The 19,093-nt window shown below is 67.5% G+C and carries 15 protein-coding genes and 4 pseudogenes; 12 read left to right on the forward strand and 7 right to left on the reverse strand.

Annotation, left to right across the window (positions count from 1 at the left end; all coding sequences use genetic code 11):
* The first annotated feature begins 13 nt into the window (after positions 1-13).
* The 6 genes and pseudogenes from ACIBBB_RS04225 to ACIBBB_RS04250 all read left to right on the forward strand — a co-directional run bounded on the left by ACIBBB_RS04225 (position 14) and on the right by ACIBBB_RS04250 (position 7,693).
* On the forward strand, positions 14-1,294 hold the full coding sequence (locus ACIBBB_RS04225; protein WP_398978843.1) for an extracellular solute-binding protein: 1,281 nt from the start codon (positions 14-16) through the stop codon (positions 1,292-1,294).
* Position 1,295: 1 nt separating this feature from the next.
* Complete coding sequence (locus tag ACIBBB_RS04230) at positions 1,296-2,255, forward strand: carbohydrate ABC transporter permease (RefSeq protein WP_398978461.1); 960 nt, start codon at positions 1,296-1,298, stop codon at positions 2,253-2,255.
* Positions 2,256-2,266: 11 nt separating this feature from the next.
* Positions 2,267-3,118 carry a carbohydrate ABC transporter permease gene (locus tag ACIBBB_RS04235; RefSeq protein ID WP_398978463.1) on the forward strand — a complete coding sequence of 284 codons (852 nt, stop codon included), beginning with the start codon at positions 2,267-2,269 and terminating at the stop codon, positions 3,116-3,118.
* A complete protein-coding gene (locus ACIBBB_RS04240) occupies positions 3,115-6,066 on the forward strand; it encodes a glycoside hydrolase family 2 TIM barrel-domain containing protein (RefSeq protein WP_398978465.1) in 2,952 nt (983 codons plus the stop codon). The genes ACIBBB_RS04235 and ACIBBB_RS04240 overlap by 4 nt, the downstream gene beginning before the upstream one ends.
* 38 nt (positions 6,067-6,104) lie before the next feature.
* Positions 6,105-6,761, forward strand: a pseudogene (locus tag ACIBBB_RS04245) (IS5 family transposase); the annotation flags it as partial.
* A gap of 123 nt (positions 6,762-6,884) precedes the next feature.
* Positions 6,885-7,693 (forward strand): annotated as a pseudogene (locus ACIBBB_RS04250) (IS5 family transposase).
* Positions 7,694-8,294: 601 nt separating this feature from the next.
* Here the strand turns inward: ACIBBB_RS04250 and ACIBBB_RS04255 are convergent.
* From ACIBBB_RS04255 to ACIBBB_RS04265, 3 genes are read right to left on the reverse strand one after another with little or no spacing between them, the layout of a single operon-like run.
* Entirely contained in the window at positions 8,295-9,044 is a 750-nt protein-coding gene (locus ACIBBB_RS04255; RefSeq protein ID WP_398978467.1) for an SDR family NAD(P)-dependent oxidoreductase, read from the reverse strand.
* 42 nt (positions 9,045-9,086) lie between these two features.
* On the reverse strand, positions 9,087-9,470 hold the full coding sequence (locus ACIBBB_RS04260) for a nuclear transport factor 2 family protein (RefSeq protein ID WP_398978469.1): 384 nt from the start codon (positions 9,468-9,470) through the stop codon (positions 9,087-9,089).
* A 3-nt stretch (positions 9,471-9,473) separates the two neighbouring features.
* Positions 9,474-9,836, reverse strand: coding sequence for a nuclear transport factor 2 family protein (locus tag ACIBBB_RS04265; RefSeq protein ID WP_398978471.1), 363 nt, complete (start codon positions 9,834-9,836; stop codon positions 9,474-9,476).
* A gap of 79 nt (positions 9,837-9,915) precedes the next feature.
* Between ACIBBB_RS04265 and ACIBBB_RS04270 the strand changes: the two genes are divergently transcribed.
* The 3 genes and pseudogenes from ACIBBB_RS04270 to ACIBBB_RS04280 all read left to right on the forward strand — a co-directional run bounded on the left by ACIBBB_RS04270 (position 9,916) and on the right by ACIBBB_RS04280 (position 13,381).
* Positions 9,916-10,725 (forward strand): MerR family transcriptional regulator, encoded by an 810-nt coding sequence (locus tag ACIBBB_RS04270; protein WP_398978473.1) that lies wholly within the window; start codon positions 9,916-9,918, stop codon positions 10,723-10,725.
* Positions 10,726-10,972: 247 nt separating this feature from the next.
* Positions 10,973-12,356, forward strand: a pseudogene (locus tag ACIBBB_RS04275) (IS1380 family transposase).
* Between the two features lie 881 nt (positions 12,357-13,237).
* Positions 13,238-13,381, forward strand: a complete 144-nt coding sequence (locus tag ACIBBB_RS04280) for a hypothetical protein (protein ID WP_398978475.1) — start codon at positions 13,238-13,240, stop codon at positions 13,379-13,381.
* A gap of 77 nt (positions 13,382-13,458) precedes the next feature.
* On the opposite strand, the gene ACIBBB_RS04285 is transcribed toward ACIBBB_RS04280, so the two are convergent.
* The 4 genes and pseudogenes from ACIBBB_RS04285 to ACIBBB_RS04300 form a co-directional block, all read right to left on the reverse strand.
* On the reverse strand, positions 13,459-13,815 hold the full coding sequence (locus ACIBBB_RS04285) for a hypothetical protein (protein WP_398978477.1): 357 nt from the start codon (positions 13,813-13,815) through the stop codon (positions 13,459-13,461).
* 39 nt (positions 13,816-13,854) lie between these two features.
* A pseudogene (locus ACIBBB_RS04290) lies at positions 13,855-14,703 on the reverse strand (IS701 family transposase); the annotation flags it as partial.
* Positions 14,702-15,292 (reverse strand): nuclear transport factor 2 family protein, encoded by a 591-nt coding sequence (locus ACIBBB_RS04295; protein WP_398978479.1) that lies wholly within the window; start codon positions 15,290-15,292, stop codon positions 14,702-14,704. The gene ACIBBB_RS04295 and the pseudogene ACIBBB_RS04290, both read right to left, overlap by 2 nt.
* A 132-nt stretch (positions 15,293-15,424) precedes the next feature.
* On the reverse strand, positions 15,425-16,378 hold the full coding sequence (locus ACIBBB_RS04300; protein WP_398978481.1) for a zinc-binding alcohol dehydrogenase family protein: 954 nt from the start codon (positions 16,376-16,378) through the stop codon (positions 15,425-15,427).
* 301 nt (positions 16,379-16,679) lie between these two features.
* Here ACIBBB_RS04300 and ACIBBB_RS04305 point away from each other — a divergent pair, with 301 nt between their 5' ends.
* From ACIBBB_RS04305 to ACIBBB_RS04315, 3 genes are all read left to right on the forward strand, one after another.
* Positions 16,680-17,261: a TetR/AcrR family transcriptional regulator gene (locus tag ACIBBB_RS04305; protein WP_398978483.1), complete on the forward strand. Its 582-nt coding sequence runs from the start codon at positions 16,680-16,682 to the stop codon at positions 17,259-17,261.
* Positions 17,262-17,377: 116 nt separating this feature from the next.
* Positions 17,378-17,839, forward strand: a complete 462-nt coding sequence (locus ACIBBB_RS04310; protein WP_398978485.1) for a nuclear transport factor 2 family protein — start codon at positions 17,378-17,380, stop codon at positions 17,837-17,839.
* A gap of 90 nt (positions 17,840-17,929) precedes the next feature.
* Positions 17,930-18,889: an NADP-dependent oxidoreductase gene (locus ACIBBB_RS04315; protein WP_398978487.1), complete on the forward strand. Its 960-nt coding sequence runs from the start codon at positions 17,930-17,932 to the stop codon at positions 18,887-18,889.
* Positions 18,890-19,093: the final 204 nt, after the last annotated feature.

Raw genomic sequence — 19,093 nt, forward strand, 5'->3', positions numbered from 1 at the left:
GGCGGTGGAGGCAGTGCATCTCTCGCGAAGAGGCCTGCTTCGAGCGGGGCTGGCCACGTCGGCCGCCGCCGCGCTGGGCGGCGCCACGGCGAGCTGCTCGGTACCCAGCGGCTCCACCGGCCGCACGATGACGCTCTGGTACTGGACCGGCGGGCTCAGCGACAAGACCGTGGCCCAGGCCCGATCGCGCTACACGGACGTGGATCTGAAGCCGGTCCAGATCGGTGGCTACTTCCGTTCCAAACTCCTGACAACGATGGCGGGTCGCGCCCATGTGCCGGACATCACCGGCCTCAAGGGCGAGGACATGGCGTCCTACATGCCCAACGCCGACCAGTTCGTCGACCTGCGTACGCTCGGCGCGGACCGGCTCAAGGACCAGTACCTGCCGTGGAAGTGGGACCAGGGCATAGCCCCCGACGGGCGGATGATCGGCTTCCCGATCGACACCGGCCCGGTCGTCCAGTACTACCGCGCCGACGTCTTCGACCGGGCCGGTCTGCCGTCCGACCCCGCCGAGGTCGGACGGCAGCTGAACACCTGGGAGCACTTCTTCGACGCCGGTGAGCAGTTGAAGAAGCGGATCCCGGGCACCTACCTGCTCAGCGACCCGCTCTCGGTCTTCCAGACCGTGGTCAACCAGAGCACCAAGAGGTTTGTCGACGAGGACCGGAACTTCATCGGCGACCAGAAGCATGTGACCGACGCCTGGGCCCTGGCGGTCGAGGCGCGTCGGCGCGGCATCGTCTCCAACCTCGTCAGCGGCACACCGGACTTCAACGCGGCGACCGAGTCGGGCAAGGTGCCGGGCCAGCTGAACGCCTCGTGGGCCGCCGGCGACCTGAAGCTGGCCGTGCCGAAGAACAAGGGCAAATGGCGAGTCGCGCTGGTACCGGGCGGCGGCGCCAACAACGGCGGCTCGTTCCTGGCGATCACCAAGGCCTGCCGGGAGCCCGAGCGGGCGTTCGAGATCATCACCTGGCTGCTGAACCCGGAGAACCAGACCCGCGGCTTTGTCGACGCCTCCCTCTTCCCTTCCACCCCGGCCTCCTTCCGGCAGAAGGAGATGCGCGACCCGGACCCCTTCTTCGGCGGACAGATCACCATCGACGTCTTCGGCCCCGCTTCCGAGAAGATCCCGATCGCCTACAACAGCCCCTACGACGTAGCCCTGCAGCAGCCCATCATCGACGAGCTGACCAAGGTGAACAGCCTGGGCAAGAACCCGGACCAAGCCTGGAAGGACGCCATGGAGAAGTGCCGGCGCATCGCGGACCACCTGGGGGTGAGCTGAGATGGCGACGGTATCCCCGACAGCGCCGCCGGCGCCCGTCCCGACTCACGATGCCAAGTCCGCCAAGTCCGGCCCCGTGCGGCGCCATTGGCGGCTCTACCTAGCGATATCCCCCTTCTACCTGCTGTTCCTCTGCTTCGGCCTGATCCCCGTCGGCTTCTCGCTCTATCTGTCCTTTCACCGCTGGGACGGCCTGGGGAACATGGAGTGGGCGGGCCTGTCGCAGTACCGGTACTTGCTGGGGGACTCCCAGTTCTGGCACGCGATCGGCAACACGCTGATCATCTGGGCGATGGCGACGCTGCCGATGCTGTTCATCGCCATGGTCAGTGCCGTGATGCTGAACTCCGCGGTGCGCTTCAAGAACTTCTACCGCTTTGCCTACTTCCTGCCGAACGTCACCTCGGTCGTCGCCGTCGCCATCATCTTCGGGTCGGTCTTCAGTACCAACTTCGGCCTGGCCAACGCCGTACTGCAGGGGCTGGGCCTGGATCAGATCGCCTGGCTGAACACCCCGTGGGGCATCAAGGTCGCCATCGCCTCACTCATGACCTGGCAGTGGACCGGCTACAACGCGATCATCTACCTCGCCGGCCTGCAGACCATCCCCACCGAGTTGTACGAGGCCGCCCGGGTCGACGGCGCGGGCCCGGTGCAGACCTTCTTCCGGATCACGGTCCCGCTGATGCGGCCGGTCATCCTGTTCACGCTCGTGGTGTCGACCATCACCGGTCTGCAGTCCTTCTCCGAACCGCAGGTGTTGCTGCAGACCGCGTCCAACACCTCCACCTTCGCCGGCGGTCCGGACAACGCCGGTCAGACGATGGTCCTCTACTTCTTCCAGCAGACCTTCGACAACAACGACTTCGGCTACGGCGCCGCGATCTCCTGGGGCATCTTCCTGATCGTCGCCGTCTTCGCGATCATCAACTGGCGCCTGGTCCAGCGCAAGGGAAAGTAGGGAGACCGCTGATGACCGTGAAAAGAACCAGGACCATGAAGGGTGTCCGCTCCAGAGGCATAGGCCTCCACGCGGGGCTGGTGTTCGGCGTCCTGCTCTCGCTGTTCCCGTTCTACTGGACCGTCGTGATGTCGACGCACACCTCGACGGAGATCTTCCAGTTCCCGCCGAAACTGCTGCCCGGCTCGCACTTCGACGAGAACATCAGCAAGCTCTTCGACAGCGTCGACTTCTTCGGCTCGATGCTCAACTCCACGATCGTCGCCGGCTCGGTGACGTTCCTGGTGTTGTTCTTCGATTCGCTGGCGGCCTTCGTCTTCGCGAAGTTCAAGTTCCCCGGTCGCAAGCTGCTCTTCGTGGTGATGATGGGCATCTTCATGGTGCCCGCCCAGCTCCAGGCGATCCCACAGTTCGTGATCATGGCCAAGATCGGCTGGATCGGCTCGCTCACCGCGCTCATCGTGCCGGCCGCGGCGAACGCCTTCGGCATCTTCTGGATGCGCCAGTACATGTCGGGCGCGATCCACGACGAGCTGCTGGACGCCTCCAAGCTCGACGGCTGCGGCTTCCTGCGCCAGTACTGGCATGTGGCGCTGCCGGTTGTCCGCCCGGGCCTGGCGTTCCTCGGCATCTTCACCTTCATGGCCCAGTGGAACGACTACGCGTGGCCGCTGATCGCACTGACCAACCCCGATCACGTCACGCTCCAGGTCGCGCTGTCGCAGCTCAACGGTGTACACGGCACGACCGACTACGGGATGGTGATGACGGGGGCGCTGCTCGCACTGATCCCGCTGCTCATCGTCTTCGCGATCGGTGCCCGCCAGATGATCGCGGACCTCGCCAGGGGAGCGATCCGTTGACCCGGGTACGTCCGTGGGAGTCGCCCGAGATCACCGGGTGGCGGCGACTCCGGCAGAATGCCGTGGACCGCAGAGCCGACTCTGTCTCGCTGGACGGCAGCTGGCGATTCCAGCTCCTGTCCGCGCCCGACGCGCCGCTGGGCGAGGAGTGGTCGCCGCTGGTGGTGCCTGGCCCGTGGACCATGCAGGGCACATCGGATCTGCCGCACTACACCAACGCGCGGATGCCATGGCCGGAGTTTCCGCCGCTGTCACCCGACGCGAATCCGACCGGGGTGCACGAGCGGGACTTCGACGTACCGGCCGACTGGGCGGGCCGCCGGATCGTGCTGCAGGTCGGCGCCGCGGAGAGCGTGTTGATCGCGGAAGTCAACGGCCGGCAGATCGGCATCGGCAAGGACTCCCATCTGGCCAGTGAGTTCGACGTGACCGACACGGTCCGGGTGGGGCGGCGGAACACTGTGCGGCTGACCGTGGTGAAGTGGTCGGACGCCTCGCACATCGAGGACCAGGATCAGTGGTGGCACGGTGGGATCACCCGCTCCGTACTCCTGTACGCGACGGACCCGCTCCACCTCGCCGACGTCCAGATCACCGCCGACCATGCCGGCTCGCTGCGGGTGGACTGCCAGGTGCGCGGGCCGCTGCCGCGGGGCTGGTACATCACCGGCGACCTGGACGGAACGGCGCTGGCCCAGGACACGGAGTTCGACCGCGTCAACCGCGAGGACGACCGGGTCTCGGACTTCCTGGGCGAGGCGAGGCTGTCCGCGCGGGTTCCGGGCGTACGCACCTGGTCCGCGGAGACTCCTTTCCTGTACGGGCTGACGGTACGGCTGCACCGCGCCGACGGCGGTGTCGCCGACACCTCCCGGCATCGGATCGGGTTCCGTACGGTGCGGATACGCGGCCGGGATCTGCTGGTCAACGGTGAGCGGGTCTTCATCCGTGGGGTGAACCGGCACGACTTCGACCCGCTGACCGGCCGGACGGTCACCAAGGCCCAGATGCGGGCGGATCTGGAGACGATGAAGCGGTTCGGTTTCAACGCCGTACGCGCCGCGCACTACCCGAACGATCCCGCGCTGCTCGACCTCGCGGACGAACTCGGCCTGTATCTGGTGGACGAGGCGAATATCGAAAGTCACGACCACGCCCACGAGATCGCCGACGATCCCCGCTATCTGCCGGCCTTCCTCGACCGCGTCTCCGGCATGGTGCTGCGGGACAAGAACCACCCGTCCGTCATCATCTGGTCGCTGGGCAACGAGAGCGACTACGGTGCCAACCACGACGCCGCCTACGGCTGGGTCCGCCGGCACGATCCGACCCGGCCAATCCAGTACGAGGGTGCGGCCAAGACCGACTGGTTCTCCACCACGGTGGCCAGCGACATCGTCTGCCCGATGTACGCCTCCATGGAGGAGATCGTCGCGCACGCCACTTCCGGAAAGCAGACGAAGCCGTTGATCCTGTGCGAGTACTCGCACGCCATGGGCAACAGCAATGGCACGCTCTCCGACCACTGGGAGGCGATCGAGTCCACACCGGGTCTGCAGGGCGGCTTCGTGTGGGAGTTCTGGGACCACGGCATCCTGCAGAGGCTGTCCGACGGGCGCCCGGCCGGCCCCGGTACCACGGACGGCTTCACTGCCGGTGTCGCGGCGCCGGGCTACCGCTGGGCGTACGGGGGCGACTTCGGTGATACCCCGAACGACGGCGTCTACTGCGCGGACGGACTGGTCTTCCCCGACCGCACCCCGAAACCGGCGATGTACGAGCACCGCGAAATCGCCGCGCCCCTGCGCCTCACACACGACGCGGGGCTGCTGCGGGTACACAACCGGCAGCACTTCCGCGACCTGTCGTGGCTGGCGGGGGAGTGGGCGCTCAGCGCGGAGGCGGCCGGTACTCGGACCGCACCGGCCGAACTGCCGCACGTGCCGCCGGGCGGGTACGCGGGCATCCCGTTCCCTCGGGAACTGCTGGACGACCTGCCCCCGGACCACGGTGCGGCCTGGCTGACGCTGCGGTTGACGACGGCCGTTGACGAGCCGTGGGCCCAGGCCGGCACCGAGGTGTGCACCCCACAGGTCCTGGTAGCCGAGGGACAACCGGCGCGCGGGACGGGAACCGCGCCCGTGAGGCGAATTCCCACGGGCTCTGGTCCGGGTACGAGCGCCGGGGTGGAGCTCGATGTGGAGGGACGTCTTGTGTCCCCACTGCTGACGGCACCGCCCGTACTGAGCCTGTGGCGAGCGCCGACCGACAACGACCTGCTGGGCGGGGTGGCCGAACACTGGCATCGACTGGGACTCGATGATCTCGTACGCGAACACGTCTCGACGGACCGTCGCGGGGACCGGGTCACGGTGCGCGGCGCGTACCGCACAGCAGGCGGCGTGGTCGAGCACCAGCAGGCCGTCAGCCGGCTCCCCGACGGCGGCCTTCTCATCGAGGAGACAGCTGTCCTGCCCGATGGGGTGACCGATGTCGCGAGGGTCGGCACGGTCTTCGAGACGGTGGGCGGCCTGGAGCGAGTGGAGTGGTTCGGTCAGGGGCCGTGGGAGACCTATCCGGACCGGCGGGCCGGCGGCCCCGTCGGGCATCACCGCGCCCGGATCACCGAGCTGTTCACCCCCTACCTGCGACCGCAGGAGAGCGGCGGACGGTCGGGGGTACGCGCACTCTCACTGCTGTCCGGCACCGGCAGGGGTTTGTCGGTGCAGCTTGACGCTCCCCGACAGGTGTCGGTCGCCCACCACCGGGCGGCCGATCTCGCCGCGGCGGCGCATCACGACGAACTCGTGCCACGACGGGGCTGCGTGGTCCACATCGACGCGGCGCACCGCGGCCTCGGCACGGCCTCCTGCGGTCCGGACACCCTGCCGCGCTATCGATTTGGCCCGGGCACCTACAACTGGTCGTGGCTTTTGCGCGCGGTGTGACCTGGTCGGTGCTGGAGTCGTTGCTGCCTGCGGTGGGTGTGAGTCGCAAGTGGCCGGGCTGTCGGCGGTTGGTGGACGGTGTCCGGTGGCGCGTTCGGACCGGTGTTCCGTGGCGGGATCTGCCGGTTGAGTACGGGCCGTGGCAGACGGTGTACGGACTGTTCCGGAGGTGGCAGCGTCGGGGCGTGTGGGCCCGGCTGCTGGCCTTGTTGCAGGCGAGGGCGGATGCGTCCGGATTGATCTTCTGGGAAGTCAGTGTCGACTCGACGGTCTGCCGTGCGCATCGGCACGCAGCTGGTGCCCGTCGGTACGGTGCTGTGCAGAAGGAACCGCCGGGCGGTCTGAGCGAAGAACCCGAGGACCACGGGCTGGGCAGGTCGCGAGGCGGGTTCACGACGAAGGTCCATCTGGCGTGTGAACAAGGACAGAAGCCGTTGTCGTTGCTGATCACCGCAGGGCAGCGCGGTGACAGCCCGCAGTTCTCGCCGGTCCTGGACGCGATCGGGGTGCCCCGGCACGGTGTGGGCCGGCCAAGGTGCCGACCACTGCGGGTGCGCGGAGACAGGGCGTACTCCTCGCGCGCGAATCGCGCTTACCTGCGCAGACGCGGCATCAGGTGCACGATTCCCGAGCGGGCCGATCAGGTCCGCAATCGCAGGCGCCGGGGCCGTAACGGTGGCCGTCCACCCGCTTTCGACCGTCAGGACTACAAGGCGCGGCACGCTGTCGAATGTGGGATCAGCCGTCTCAAGGTGCGACACGACGTCGCACACGTTAAGACGTCGTTTCTTATGGCTTGGTCGTTCGTTGAACCGTGCATGACGGACTTGGTTGAGCGGTTGGTGCCGGATGAGTTGTGGGTGTTGTTTCGTCGGGTGGTGCCGCCGACGGAGGTGATACGTCCCCAGGGTGGCGGCCGGGCTCGGGCGGGTGATCGTGAGGTGCTGGCGGCGATCTTGTTCGTGGCCACGTCGGGTTGCACGTGACGGCAGTTGCCGCCGGTGTTCGGGCCGGCCTGGCCCACGGTCTGCCGACGGTTCGCACAGTGGTCGGAAGCGCGGGTGTGGGCGCGGGTGCACCGTGTTGTCCTTGATGAGCTCGGTGCCCGCGGTGAGCTGGACTGGTCGCGGTGCGCGATTGATTCCGTCAGTGTCCGGGCGGCGAAAGGGGGTCGTTGACGGGACCGAATCCGACCGGCCGTGGCAAGTCGGGATCGAAGATCCACCTGATCACCGGCCGGAACGGTCTTCCGCTGTCGCTGGGGATTTCCGGCGCGAACATGCACGACAGCCAGGGCCTTAAGCCGCTCGTGCGCGGTATTCCGCCCATCCGCTCCCGGCGTGGCCCCCGCCGTCGGCGGCCCGGCAGACTGCGTGCCGGCAAGGGCTACGACTACAACCACCTGCGCCGATGGCTCCGCAGTCGCGGTATCACCCACCGCATCGCCCGCAAAGGTGTCGAGAGTTCGCAGCGGCTCGGCCGCCACCGATGGGTCGTCGAACGGACCGTCTCGTGGCCGGCCGGCTGCCGACGCCTCCACCGCCGCTACGAACGCAAAGCCGAACACTTCCTCGCCCTCCTCGCCATCGCAGCCACACTCATCTGCCACCGCCGCCTCACCAAATGAAACGACTTCTAAGCCCCACCACCCGCCGGCGACGCAGGAGTCGGGCCCCGGCTTTCGCCGCTGGCTCGTGCGCCGCCGCCGGGTCATGGCCGCGTACGCCCTGCGCGGCGCCTGCTACGGCATCGGCACAGCCGGCCTCGCCTTCTGGTGGATCGAACAGATCCTGTAACTGTGTCGCCCCCTGCCCTTCCGCGGGGGAACCCACACCGTTTCGCTCCGGAGTGGCAAGGCGGTTCACACATGAGCAGGGTGCTCGCCTGCTGTCCGTCCCGTCTCACGCTCTCTCCCGGCCACCCGCTGACCAGGGGGTAGGCAATTCACGGTGAGGGCCGCTGGCAGCACGGATCCCAGACCGGGTTGTCGCCGGCTGGCGTTGCGAGGTGAGCATCCCGTTCTTCGGTACCGATGCGGAGCGAATGTGGGTGCGCCAGCGAGCGGGGTGGCTGGGGCGATGTCGAGGGCGGTCAGCGCGGCGTCGGGATGGAGGGGCAACCCGTGAGCCTGGAGGCAGCTCGGAGCGAGTTGGTCGAGGTAGTAGAACCGTCCCATCCGCCCGTACATGCCGAAGGCGTCCATGATCGGCATGACCACCGGGCCGATGTCAGTACAACCCGCCTGTCGCCCCGACGAGTTCTCCGGTGACCCACTGCGCGTCGTCAGAGGAGAGGAAGGCGACGACCGGCGCGATGTCGGTGGGCTGGCCCGGGCGCCCGAGTGGCGTCCGCGCCACCGTGGCATCGACGGCCTCCTGCGCGAAGGCCCCGACCGCGTGAGCGCCCTCCGTGTCAACCATTCCCGGTACAACCGAGTTCACCCGGATTTTCCGCGGCCCCAGCTCGATGGCCAATGCCTTGGTGATGTAATCCGCAGCTGCTTTGGAGGCGCCGTAGCCAAGCCCGGAAGGCTTAGGGGCCCTGGTGATCGCCGATGCGATGTTGACGATGACACCGCCCTCCGGTCCGAACTGTTCGACCCCAGCCTTCGCGACCAGCAACAGACCAAGCACATTGGTGTCGAAGTTGTGCCGATACGCGTCCTCGCTGATGCTGTCCAGCGACCCCATGAGGAACCGTCCTGCATTGTTGATCACAATGTCCACGCGACCCAGGCTGGCGGTGACCTGCTTGAACATGAGATCGACCTCAGCTTCCTTGCTGACGTCGGCCTGCACCGCGACGGCCTGACTGCCGGATCCAGTGATCTCTTCGACGACGCGTTCGGCACCTTCGCGACTGGTCGCGTAGTTCACGGCGACGGCGGCGCCGCACGCGGCGAGATGCTTGGCGATCGCGACGCCAATACCCTTCGAGGCTCCGGTGACGAGGGCAACCTTGCCCGAGAGGTCGGTCATCATCTGCTCCTAGCAGTTGGGACGGGAAATGATTTGGAGGGTTCAGAGCGCGAGGACTTCTGCCAGCGACATATGTGATGGCAGCATCTCGATGATGATGAGCCGCACAATCTTGTCCCCTCGCAGCGTGAAGTAGCCGGTGAGCAGCAGCGGGTCGGACAGATTGGTCCTGTCGAAGTCGCCGTCGACTTTGAGGAGCATGACGAAGTCGCCGAAGTGTTCGCGAACGCCCTCAACCGTTTGAACAACGTTGTCGGGGAAGATCTCGCTATCGCTCCAGCGCTTGATCTCGGCGCGGCCGAGGAACTCGCGCCGCACATCAATCACCATTGCGTCCTCGGCAAAACAATCCAGGAGGGCTGCTGAGTCTGCCGCATTAGCGGCGGTGAGGAACGCCGATATCGCCTCGGGGAGCTGGACTGCCACGGCTCAGGGCTCGATCGTCAGGGTCTCGATGAGGCCGTCGCGCAGCGCGAACCGGAAATGCAGATCAGCGACGCCGCCCGGGAAGTCGCCTTCGAGGTGGTGGATCGCGCCGTAGTGCGTGTCATCGAGGCGGGACGCGCCAGTGAGCTCGGTCGTGTAGGTGAATTCGCTCGCCGCGTTCGTGACCCAGTCGCGGATCTTGTCGTGGCCGCAGAAGGTACGGCCCTCATCAGTGACGACGGCGTCGGGCAGGCACAGCGGAACTGCGGCGTCGGCATCATGGGCAAACTGCGCGTCGAGGAAGGTCGTGATCACCTGCGGCAGGTCGGCTGTGTCGATGGATGTGGCAGGAGGCTGGTTGATCATGTGTGCCACCATGAGGTCTCCCGCGGGGAGAGGGTCAAGTGGTTGACTCTCCCCCAGGGGGAGAGCGGAGACTGTCGGTATGCGGGCACGACTGGCGATCGGGGAATTCGCGGCGTTGACGCAATTGAGCGTGCGAACTCTGCGCCGCTATCACGAGGCCGGACTGCTCGCCCCCGCCAGTGTCGACCCCTTCACCGGCTATCGCTATTACGAAGCCGACCAGATCCCCTCTGCCCAGGTGATCCATCGGCTCCGCGAACTCGACGTACCCCTGGCCGAGGTCAAGACCGTCCTCGCCACCGACGACCCGACGCAGCGGGCCGCGCTGATCGCCGGCCACCTCGAACGACTCGAAGTCACTCTCGACCGCACCCGCGCGGCCGTCATCTCGTTGCGGCAACTGCTTCGGCCAGAGGTCGAGGAGTTGCAGGTCGAGCTCCGCTCTCTACCGGCACGCCAGGTCGCCGCGATCAGCGGCGAGGTCGATCTGGATAGCGTCACCGGCTGGTACGACATCGCCATGGCCAAGCTTGACGCGGCCGTCCCCACCGAGCAGCGCACCGGCCCGCCCGGTGGCCGCTACGACAACGAGCTGTTCACCGAGGGCAGCGGCACGGTGACAGTCTTCCGACCCTTTCACCACCTGCATCCATCCCGCGGCGTTGAAGTCCTCGATCTCGCTGCGGTCGAGCTCGCCGTGACCACTCACCGCGGACCCCATGACGACATCGGCATCACCTACGGCCGTCTCGGCGAATGGGTGGTCAACCACACCCTCGCAGTCGCCGGCCCCGTGCATGAGACCTACCTTGCCGGGCCACGCGACACTAACAACCCCGACTTCTGGCACACCGAGATCGGATGGCCAATCTTCCGGCTCGCGCCATAACCCTCGGGAGACGGCGGTACCGTCCGCACCGCACCACCATCGACGCCGCTCTGACCGCGTTGCCATCGGCCTGGCCTACCTGCTCCGTACGGGGGGACCGGGCGCCGGTGACCGACGCTTCCTAGCCTCGCGCTTTCGTGAAGCGGAGTGTCCGACGGGCGGTCACGTAACCGGAAAGTGCCTCTGACCAGCAAGAATGAGGATTGTCGAGGTCCTTGTTCCTGCCACCGTCGGACGCACTTCCCAGGTGAAGAAGAGTATCGGGTCCTATCCCCGCGTCCGCATCGAGGGCGGCGGCCGTGCGGTGGTGTCCCAGGCTGGGGCTGTGCTGCTGGTCGAGACGGTCCGCAAGGCCGGGCTGGATCAGGCGGTATCGGCGGCGCTGATGCCCTGGCGCAAGTCGCGGGCGGTGCACGATCCGGGCAAGATTCTGCTGGATGTGGCTCTCGCGGTCGCGCTGGGCGGCGACTGCCTCGCGGATACTGGGATGTTGCGGGCGGAGCCGGGCCGTGTTCGGGCCGGTGGCCTCCGACCCGACGGTTTCCCGCCTCATCGACACCCTCGCCGCGGCCGGGCCCAAAACCCTTCACGCGATACGGATCGCGCGGGCCGAAGCGCGCGAGCACGTCTGGAGTATGGCCAAGGACGCGGCCCCGGATGCCGGCGGCTCTGTGGTCGTAGACCTGGACGGGGTGCTCGTACTGGCCCACTCCGAGAAACAGGATGCCGCCGCGACCTGGAAGAAGACCTTCGGCCACCACCCGCTGATGGGGTTCGTCGACCACGGAAGCGGCGGCAGCGGAGAGCCGGTCGCCGCCATACCGCGGCCCGGGAATGCGGGCAGCAACACCGCCGACGACCACATCACCACGGCCCAACTCGCCTTGGCTCAGATGCCGAAGAAGTACCGGCGCGGACGCCGGACGCTGATTTCGTACCGACTCCGCAGGCGGCACCCACGCCTTCGTCGCCTGGCTCGCCCAGCGCGGCCGGTGGCTGTCCTATTCGGTCGGCATGACCATCACTGAGCAGATCCACCAAGCCGTGCTCCGGGTTCCCGACACCGCCTGGACACCGGCCGTCGAACCCGACGGCGAGATCCGCGACGGCGCCTGGGTCGCCGAACTGGACGGAGACGCCTGGCCCAAGGGGATGCGGCTGATCGTCCGCAAGGAAAGGCCCCATCCCGGGGCCCAGTTGCGCCTCACCGACGCCGACGGGCTGCGGCTCACCGCATTCGCCACCAACACCACCAGCATCCCGATCGCCGCCCTCGAACTTCGCCACCGACAACGTGCCCGAGCCGAGGACCGCATCCGAGGCGCCCGCGCCACCGGCCCGCGCAACCTGCCCCTGCACGACACCGCGCAGAACCAGATCTGGCTGGAGATCGTCCAGATCGCCCTCGACCTGCTGGCCTGGATGCCCATGCTCGCTCTGACCGGCGAAACCCGCAGGTGGGAGCCCCGCCGTCTGTGGCTCCGGCTCTTCTCCGCCGCCGCCCAGATCGTCACGACCGCCCGCCGCCGGCACCACCTGAGATTCACAGCCCACTGGTCCTGGACCGACATTGGACCGACATCATCACGGCCGCAATCGAGCGACTCGACGCCCTCCCCAACCCCGGCTGACCAGCAGATCCACCCGTCCTGACGAGCCTGAAACACCTACCGGAGACGTGGAACCCGGCGCCCACCCGACGCGACAGCCGGGCCACCGCCCTGCCTGCACACCCCAACACCCGCCACAGCAAACGAAGAAGAGCCCGTCATCAAGCTGACGGGCTCCTATGAAAGATCGAGGTTAGTCAGATGGTGGGAAAGATGTGGAGCCCAAGCCGATCACGCGGGAATAGCTTCGGGTATTTCCTGCCGAGTCGGCGGTGGTCGGCAGCAAGCGAACGGAAACTTTGACCTGTTCTCGATGACGCACCACGCGGAGTGCGTGGCGATCCTGGAACCATCGCAAAGTCCTCCTGACCTGGTGACTTGTGAGCGCGCATTAGGTGCGGTGTGGGCGTTACGGGCGATATCTTGACGCTCGTGACGCTCATTTGACGCTCGTTCTGATGGGGTGTCAGTCGATCTGTTGGGCAGGTCGGGTCTTGTCGAGGTGGCAATTGCCGACAGGTTGGCAAAGGCAGTTGACGCTGGAGCGCAGAGCTGCCGATCGCGGCTGGTCAGATGTCGCGGAAGAGACCGGCCAGGGCGGTGACCTGCCACGATGAGGGGTCTTTGGCCGCTGACCTGCTTGAATGGTCTTTCAGTTGTTTCATGCTCGTGGCGGTTGATGAAGCCGGAAGTCCCAGAAAAGTCCCAGAGGGCTCCCACGGCTGACTCCCTTTCGGTTCTACTCGTAGGGCAGCGCGGCGGGGTCGGGGCTCTGCGCTGGAGGTCGGCCTTGTTCCTCTGCGGCAATGGGCGGTGCTCTCCGCTGGCGCGGATGGCTGACATCCTGGGTAAGTGGACGGCTCCCCCCGCCTGCGCGGGGACCACACCGGCGCGCCTTCGAAATGGCCCTGACCACGCTTGGGATCTTTCCCACCGAACCCGTCGAGCGGATCACAGACAAGCTCCTCGCGATGATCCCGACCGAGCAGTATCGGGCCACCGTCGTCGACCTGTACTCGCTTCCGCAGTTGTTCATCGCCGTCTGACGCGCGCCTGGCCGGGCACGCGGTTATCGGGCCCGGCCAGGCGTACACCGTCCCGCTTGCGGCGCCGTTTCGACCGGTCAGCCGTCGTTCGGCTCGTTCGCCGCGTACCGGAGTGCGAGATCGCGGAGGAGGTCGGCGGACTTGATGTCGGTCCGGCCTGCGTCGTGAACCTGGGCCAGTTCGCTGTAGATGAAGGCGAAGGCGCCCGTCAGGTTCGCGACTGCGGGCGTCAGGGCTTCCGAGACTGCGCGCAACACCTCATGCGGTGCCGCATCCGGAGGAATGGGTATCGGAGGCAGGAAGTCGGAGAGGAGCTGCGCTATTGGGCTGCTCTCTGCGATCTCGGCTTCGATGTCCTCTGGCGAAGCGTCAGCCCACCGTTTCCCTTGGGTGAGGATGCCGATCGCCCGCAGCAGGGCTTGGTTGTGTTCCATGGGGGCGGAGCTTAGTACTCCAGCCGTAGATCGTGATCTTCATGGTTGAAGGCCGGCTTGCCGGCGGTAGTGACTGTGGCGGGCGCGGGCTTGGTGACGTCGGCGCCAGGTGGACCAGTGCAGTCGGTGGGCGGTGTCCCGGACAGGCCGGACGACCACGGCGGTGAACAGGCGCTGGATCTCGTTGCAGGTGAGCGGGACCAGTCCGCCAGGGCTGGTCCCGTCGTCGGCTGGTATCTGGTCGCGGCGTTCGAGGGCGGCAGTCACGGCGAGGAAGGCATGGGCGAGCAGGGCCAGGGTGACCCAGCGGTGCCAGGAGTCCCAGCGGCGTACTTGGTGCTCATCCAGTCCAGCCAGACCCTTCGAGCTCTGGAATGTTTCCTCCACCGTCCAGCGGCTTCCCGCGACCTTGACCAGTGTGGTCAGCGGCACTGCTCGGGGCGAGTAGCAGCGGTAGTAGGCCAGTTCACCGGTGGTGCGGTTGCGGCGGATCATGAGGTGCTGATGGCCCGTCGGATCACCTGTCGTGATGGCGACCATCGCCCAGTCGTACCAGCGGTGTCCCTTCGCGCCGCGTCCGGCGGACAGCTTCTGCCAGGCCCTGCGCGGGATGCGTTTGGCCAGCAGGTCGGCGCGCTGGGGACCGGCTGGTGTGGGGACGCGGTGGGTGCGGGAGACCGCGAGCACGTAGCCGAGCCCGCGTGCTTCCAGGGCAGCGCGCAGTCTCGGCTTGTCGCCGGCCGCCCAGCCGGCCGGGGCTCCGGCATCCAGGGCGCGTTCGATCATCTGCAGGGCGAGCTGCGGCTTGGTCGCGAAGCCCACGTCCCATGGGACGGCGGCCTGCCGGCAGACGGGGAACCTCACGCGGCCCCGGACAGACCGTGTTTCAGCCCTTCGGCGAAGCGCTCTGGTCGGGCAGTGTGTCCAGTCGGAAGCGAGTGAGGTCCGACCCGCTGATGTACCAGTGGCCGTGAACGCGCTTGTAGGTGTCGTGGTACTCGCCGTAGCCGTGGAAGCCCCCGCCGGCCTTGAGGTTCACGTAGTCCTCCATGGCCCAAGTACCGGTGGCTACGTCCCCGTTGACCGTAATCTCAGGGAGGAACCCCTGGTGAGCGGTGGGCGCGTCACCGATGAGAGCCTTGGATGCCTTCACCAGGGCCGCCGGGCTGTTGAACTGCTGGCCGGTGTTGATGTGCGCGTCGGGGGTGAAGCGCGCCTGCAGCTCCGCCCATTGCTTGGTGTCGATGTCGCGGAAGTAGCCGGCCTTGAGCTGCTCGATGTCGTGGACGTCGGTAAGCTCGCGCACGGTCGCGGCGGTGGACGCGCTCTCGTGACTCCGAACGTGTGCGGGGCTCGCGTTCGCCGACTGGGAGGCGACGGCGACCGCCGTACCTCCTCCGGCCAGGATCACGGCGGCGGCCGCACCCACGCGCATCGAGCGCTGTCCCGCAAGCTTCTTGAAACGCTGTACTCGCATCTTCGCACCTTCTCCTTGCTGATTCTTCTGATGAATGCCGCAGGTCAGCGGTGCTGGCCTGCGGTAGGCCTATATGGAATGTTCAGTCAAAATTAAGCCGATGGCTGGCCCGTTCGCCCTCCGCTGACCCCGTCAGTCGGCCTGTCCGAACACGATGACCAGTCGTCCGCGGGTCCCACCGGATTCGATGCGGTGGTGCGCTTCGGAGGCATGCTCGGGGGCGTAGGTCTGGGCCACGCGGAGTGTCAGCTTGCCGTCCTCGACCTGCCGGGTCAGCTTCTGGAGGTGCGGGGTCCCGTAATAGGCGGGGGCGAAGACGTTCTCGCGGGTAATGCCGCGCGGGAGGTCCGTGGCGTCCGGACGTACGGCGGCGATCCGTCCACCGTCGAGGATGGCCTCGCTGAGGGATGCGCCGATGAGGGCGGCGTCGACGGCGCCGCGGACGCCCGTCGGCACGGTGCGCAGCACCTGACGCGCGACATCACTCCCGCGGGGAACCACGATATCCGCGCCCAGCGACGTGACCAGGGCCTCGTCGGTGGGTGAGGCGTCGGCGACCACGTGGAGCCCATCGGCCTTCGCCAGCTGCACGGCGAATCCGCCGACAGCGCCGGCGGCCCCGGTGATCGCGACCGTGTCCCCCGGGGAGAGGGCCAGCAGGTCGAGGGCGTGCCGGGCGGTCAGCCCGTTCATGGAGAGCGTCGAGGCCTCGGTGAGACCGACGTCGGACCAACTGGAGGGCACCGGCACCGGCCAGCTGGCCGGTGTGACGACATACTCCGCGTAGCCGCCGCCGTACTCACTGTCCGGCCTGAGGGGACTGATGACGCGATCGCCCACACGCAGGCCGGTGTCGCTGCCCTCGCCGATCTCGTCGATCACTCCGCCCACGTCCATGCCGAAGATGTACGGCGCTTTCGCCACGGCGAAGGGGTACGCACCGCTTCGCATCAGCGCGTCCCCCGGGGTGACCGGTGCACTGTGCACGCGGATACGCACTTCGCCGACGCCTGCGTGCGGCTCAGGGACCTCCCGCACCCGCAGGACCTCCGGCCCTCCGAATTCCTGCACTACTACTGCCTTCATCGTGTCTCTCTCTTCCCTGTTCTCTGTGCGCGGTGTTCGAAGGCGTGCCGGGCCGCACGGGCGCGGCGGGCAGCTGAGAATCAGGCGACAGATCTGCCGTGAACGCTCCGCGCCACCGGGCGGAACACCCTCGCTCGGGCGCCAAACCCCCCGATCGGGCGAGGGCGGCGGTCAGTACTGCACCGACCCCGGCAGCGAAGATAACCCATTCTTGAACAATCGGTCAAGATTTGAGTTTAATGCCCACGTCGGATGGTATTCGGTCTTTGACCATACGTTCCATATCGCGTACGGTGTTCGCATGGCCAGGGTCAGAGAGTTCGATACGGAGGCCGCCGTGGAGGCGGCCATGACCGCGTTTCGCGGTCGTGGTTTCGAGGGGACGTCCATACAGGACCTCGTCGACGCCACAGGGGTGGGGCGAGGGTCGCTCTACGCGGCATTCGGCAGCAAGGAAGGCTTGTACCTGGCTGCCGTCGATCGGTACCGGGAGAAGTACGCCCTGCCTCTGATCGACATCTTCCAGAGCGGCGCCCCGGTTCGCGAACTGGTCCGCGAGGTCCTGGTGGACCTGGTCGACGACATCGTCAACGACGGCAACCGGCTGGCCTGCCTCATCGTGAGCGCGGCCACCGAGCGCGTTCCCCACGATCGCGTCATCGCGGAGCGCCTGCGTTCCACCGTCGACACCCTCGAGGACGCACTCACCGAGGTGATCAGCCACGCGCAGGCGAGCGGCGAGATCTCAAGCGACCGCCCCGCGAGCGACCTTGCCCGCTTCTTCGTCATGACCGCACAGGGACTACGCGTCATGGGCGCCATCAACCCCGACCGGCGGTCCCTCATGACCACGGTCGAGGTCGCCACAGCCTGCTTCGACTAGCGAGCGGAGCGGCCGTCCGGCTGGAGGGCTTTGGTTTTCGCGTCGCCAATCTGTAATGAATAGTCAAGATAACTGCTGGCTTCAGGCTCTGCCACACGATACGCAAGGGTGCCGCCATGAACCACACCGAGCACGAGTACGACGCGCTGCGGCGTCTCACCGACATCGAAGAGATCAAGCGCCTAAAAGCGCGTTACTTCCGCCTGGTCGACACCAAGGACTGGCAGGGATGGCGCGAGGTCTTCACACCGGACGCCCACGTGGAGATCGACTCGGTCGTCCGCACCCCCACCGCCCTGGTCCGCGACACCCGGGAGTGGCTCGCGAACGCCACCACCACGCACGTGGGCCACATGCCGGAGATCGACATCCAGAGCCCCGACACGGCCACCGGAATCTGGGGAATGGCCGACTACATCGTCTTCCCCGAGACGGGCGGGGCGCGCCAGGGGCTGCGCGGATCCGGCCACTACCACGAGCGGTACCGGAAGATCGACGGCAGTTGGCTGATCCACTACCTGAGACTGGACCGCCTGCGGATCGACCTGCTCGATGGCGGCCTTCCCCCGGCCGCCTGACCCTCACATGCCTGACTCACCCCATGACCGGCCGGGTCCCTCACCCGACCGGTCCCGACGCACCGGCGTCCATCGATCAAGGGAGACCCCATGAAAGCCGCAGGACTGTCCCGGTTCGGAGGGCCTGAGGTCCTCCAGGTCTTCGAAGTACCGGAACCGCACGCCGGCCCCGGCGAGGTCCGCATCCGCGTCCACGCCGCCACTGTCAATCCGGGCGACAGGGACATGAGAATAGGGGCGGTGCCCCTGGCCGCTCTCGGCCCGCCGTACATCCCGGGCATGGAAGCCGCAGGCGTCCTGGACGAGATCGGCGACGGCACGGTCACCGACCTGCGGATCGGCGACCGCGTCATGGCGATGGTGATGCCGAACCGCGCTCAGGGCGGCGCCTACACCGAGTACGTCGTCCTGGCGGCCGAGTGGGTCGTACGGGCACCCGCCGACACGACCCATGTGGAGGCGGCGACCGTGCCCATGAACGGTCTCACCGCCCGTCTCGCCCTCGACCTCCTCGCCCTTACTCCCGGACAGACTTTGGCGGTCACCGGTGCTGCGGGCGGCTTCGGCGGATATGTCGTCCAGCTGGCCAAGGCCGACGGCCTCAGCGTCGTCGCGGACTCCTCCCCCGCGGACGAGGAACTCGTGCGCGGTCTCGGGGCGGACATGATCGTGCCGCGGGGCGGCGACGCCGCGCGCAGCTTCCTGAGCGCCGTGCCGGGAGGGGCCGACGGCCTGGTTGACGGCGCGTCGATCGGTGTCTCCCGGCTGGTCCAAGCCGTCCGCGACGGCGGTGGCATGGCAGCCGTACGGGGCGAGAGCCCGTACCCCGCCGGCGAGACGGAGACGCGCCGACGCGGCGTTCGCTCCCACATGGTCTACGTGCCGGACTATTTCGGCGACCGCCGGAAACTCGACGCACTGCGCCACGCCGTCGAGAGCGGAGCGCTCACCACACGCGTGGCCCGGACGTTTCCCCCGGAGCAGGCCGCGGACGCCCACCGACTGCTCGAAGCCGGGGGCTTCCGGGGCCGGCTGGTCCTCGAATTCTGACCTCGCCGCCCGCCGACCACGCAACCCGCGAACACAATTCCGTGACGCCGCTGACGATGTGCGTCCCACCACCGTAGTCGGGGGGGGGGGGGGGGGGCCCCCCCCCCCCCCCCGGCGGGGGGGGGGGGGCGGGCCCCGGGGGGGGGGGCCCCCGGGGGGCCGGGCCCCGGGGGGGGGGGGCCCGGCAAATGTGACCACGAACAG

Origin of the sequence: Streptomyces sp. NPDC051217 (assembly GCF_044455465.1) — a bacterium.
Lineage (GTDB): Bacteria > Actinomycetota > Actinomycetes > Streptomycetales > Streptomycetaceae > Streptomyces.

What these genes read in the sequence shown, in the direction of transcription:
- ACIBBB_RS04230 (WP_398978461.1), top strand. Translation starts at nt 1,296, where the DNA reads ATGGCGACGGTATCCCCGACAGCGCCGCCGGCGCCCGTCCCGACTCAC.
- ACIBBB_RS04235 (WP_398978463.1), top strand. Translation starts at nt 2,267, where the DNA reads ATGACCGTGAAAAGAACCAGGACCATGAAGGGTGTCCGCTCCAGAGGC.
- ACIBBB_RS04255 (WP_398978467.1), bottom strand. Translation starts at nt 9,044, where the DNA reads ATGACCGACCTCTCGGGCAAGGTTGCCCTCGTCACCGGAGCCTCGAAG.
- ACIBBB_RS04265 (WP_398978471.1), bottom strand. Translation starts at nt 9,836, where the DNA reads ATGATCAACCAGCCTCCTGCCACATCCATCGACACAGCCGACCTGCCG.
- ACIBBB_RS04270 (WP_398978473.1), top strand. Translation starts at nt 9,916, where the DNA reads ATGCGGGCACGACTGGCGATCGGGGAATTCGCGGCGTTGACGCAATTG.
- ACIBBB_RS04280 (WP_398978475.1), top strand. Translation starts at nt 13,238, where the DNA reads ATGGCCCTGACCACGCTTGGGATCTTTCCCACCGAACCCGTCGAGCGG.
- ACIBBB_RS04285 (WP_398978477.1), bottom strand. Translation starts at nt 13,815, where the DNA reads ATGGAACACAACCAAGCCCTGCTGCGGGCGATCGGCATCCTCACCCAA.
- ACIBBB_RS04295 (WP_398978479.1), bottom strand. Translation starts at nt 15,292, where the DNA reads ATGCGAGTACAGCGTTTCAAGAAGCTTGCGGGACAGCGCTCGATGCGC.
- ACIBBB_RS04300 (WP_398978481.1), bottom strand. Translation starts at nt 16,378, where the DNA reads ATGAAGGCAGTAGTAGTGCAGGAATTCGGAGGGCCGGAGGTCCTGCGG.
- ACIBBB_RS04305 (WP_398978483.1), top strand. Translation starts at nt 16,680, where the DNA reads ATGGCCAGGGTCAGAGAGTTCGATACGGAGGCCGCCGTGGAGGCGGCC.
- ACIBBB_RS04310 (WP_398978485.1), top strand. Translation starts at nt 17,378, where the DNA reads ATGAACCACACCGAGCACGAGTACGACGCGCTGCGGCGTCTCACCGAC.
- ACIBBB_RS04315 (WP_398978487.1), top strand. Translation starts at nt 17,930, where the DNA reads ATGAAAGCCGCAGGACTGTCCCGGTTCGGAGGGCCTGAGGTCCTCCAG.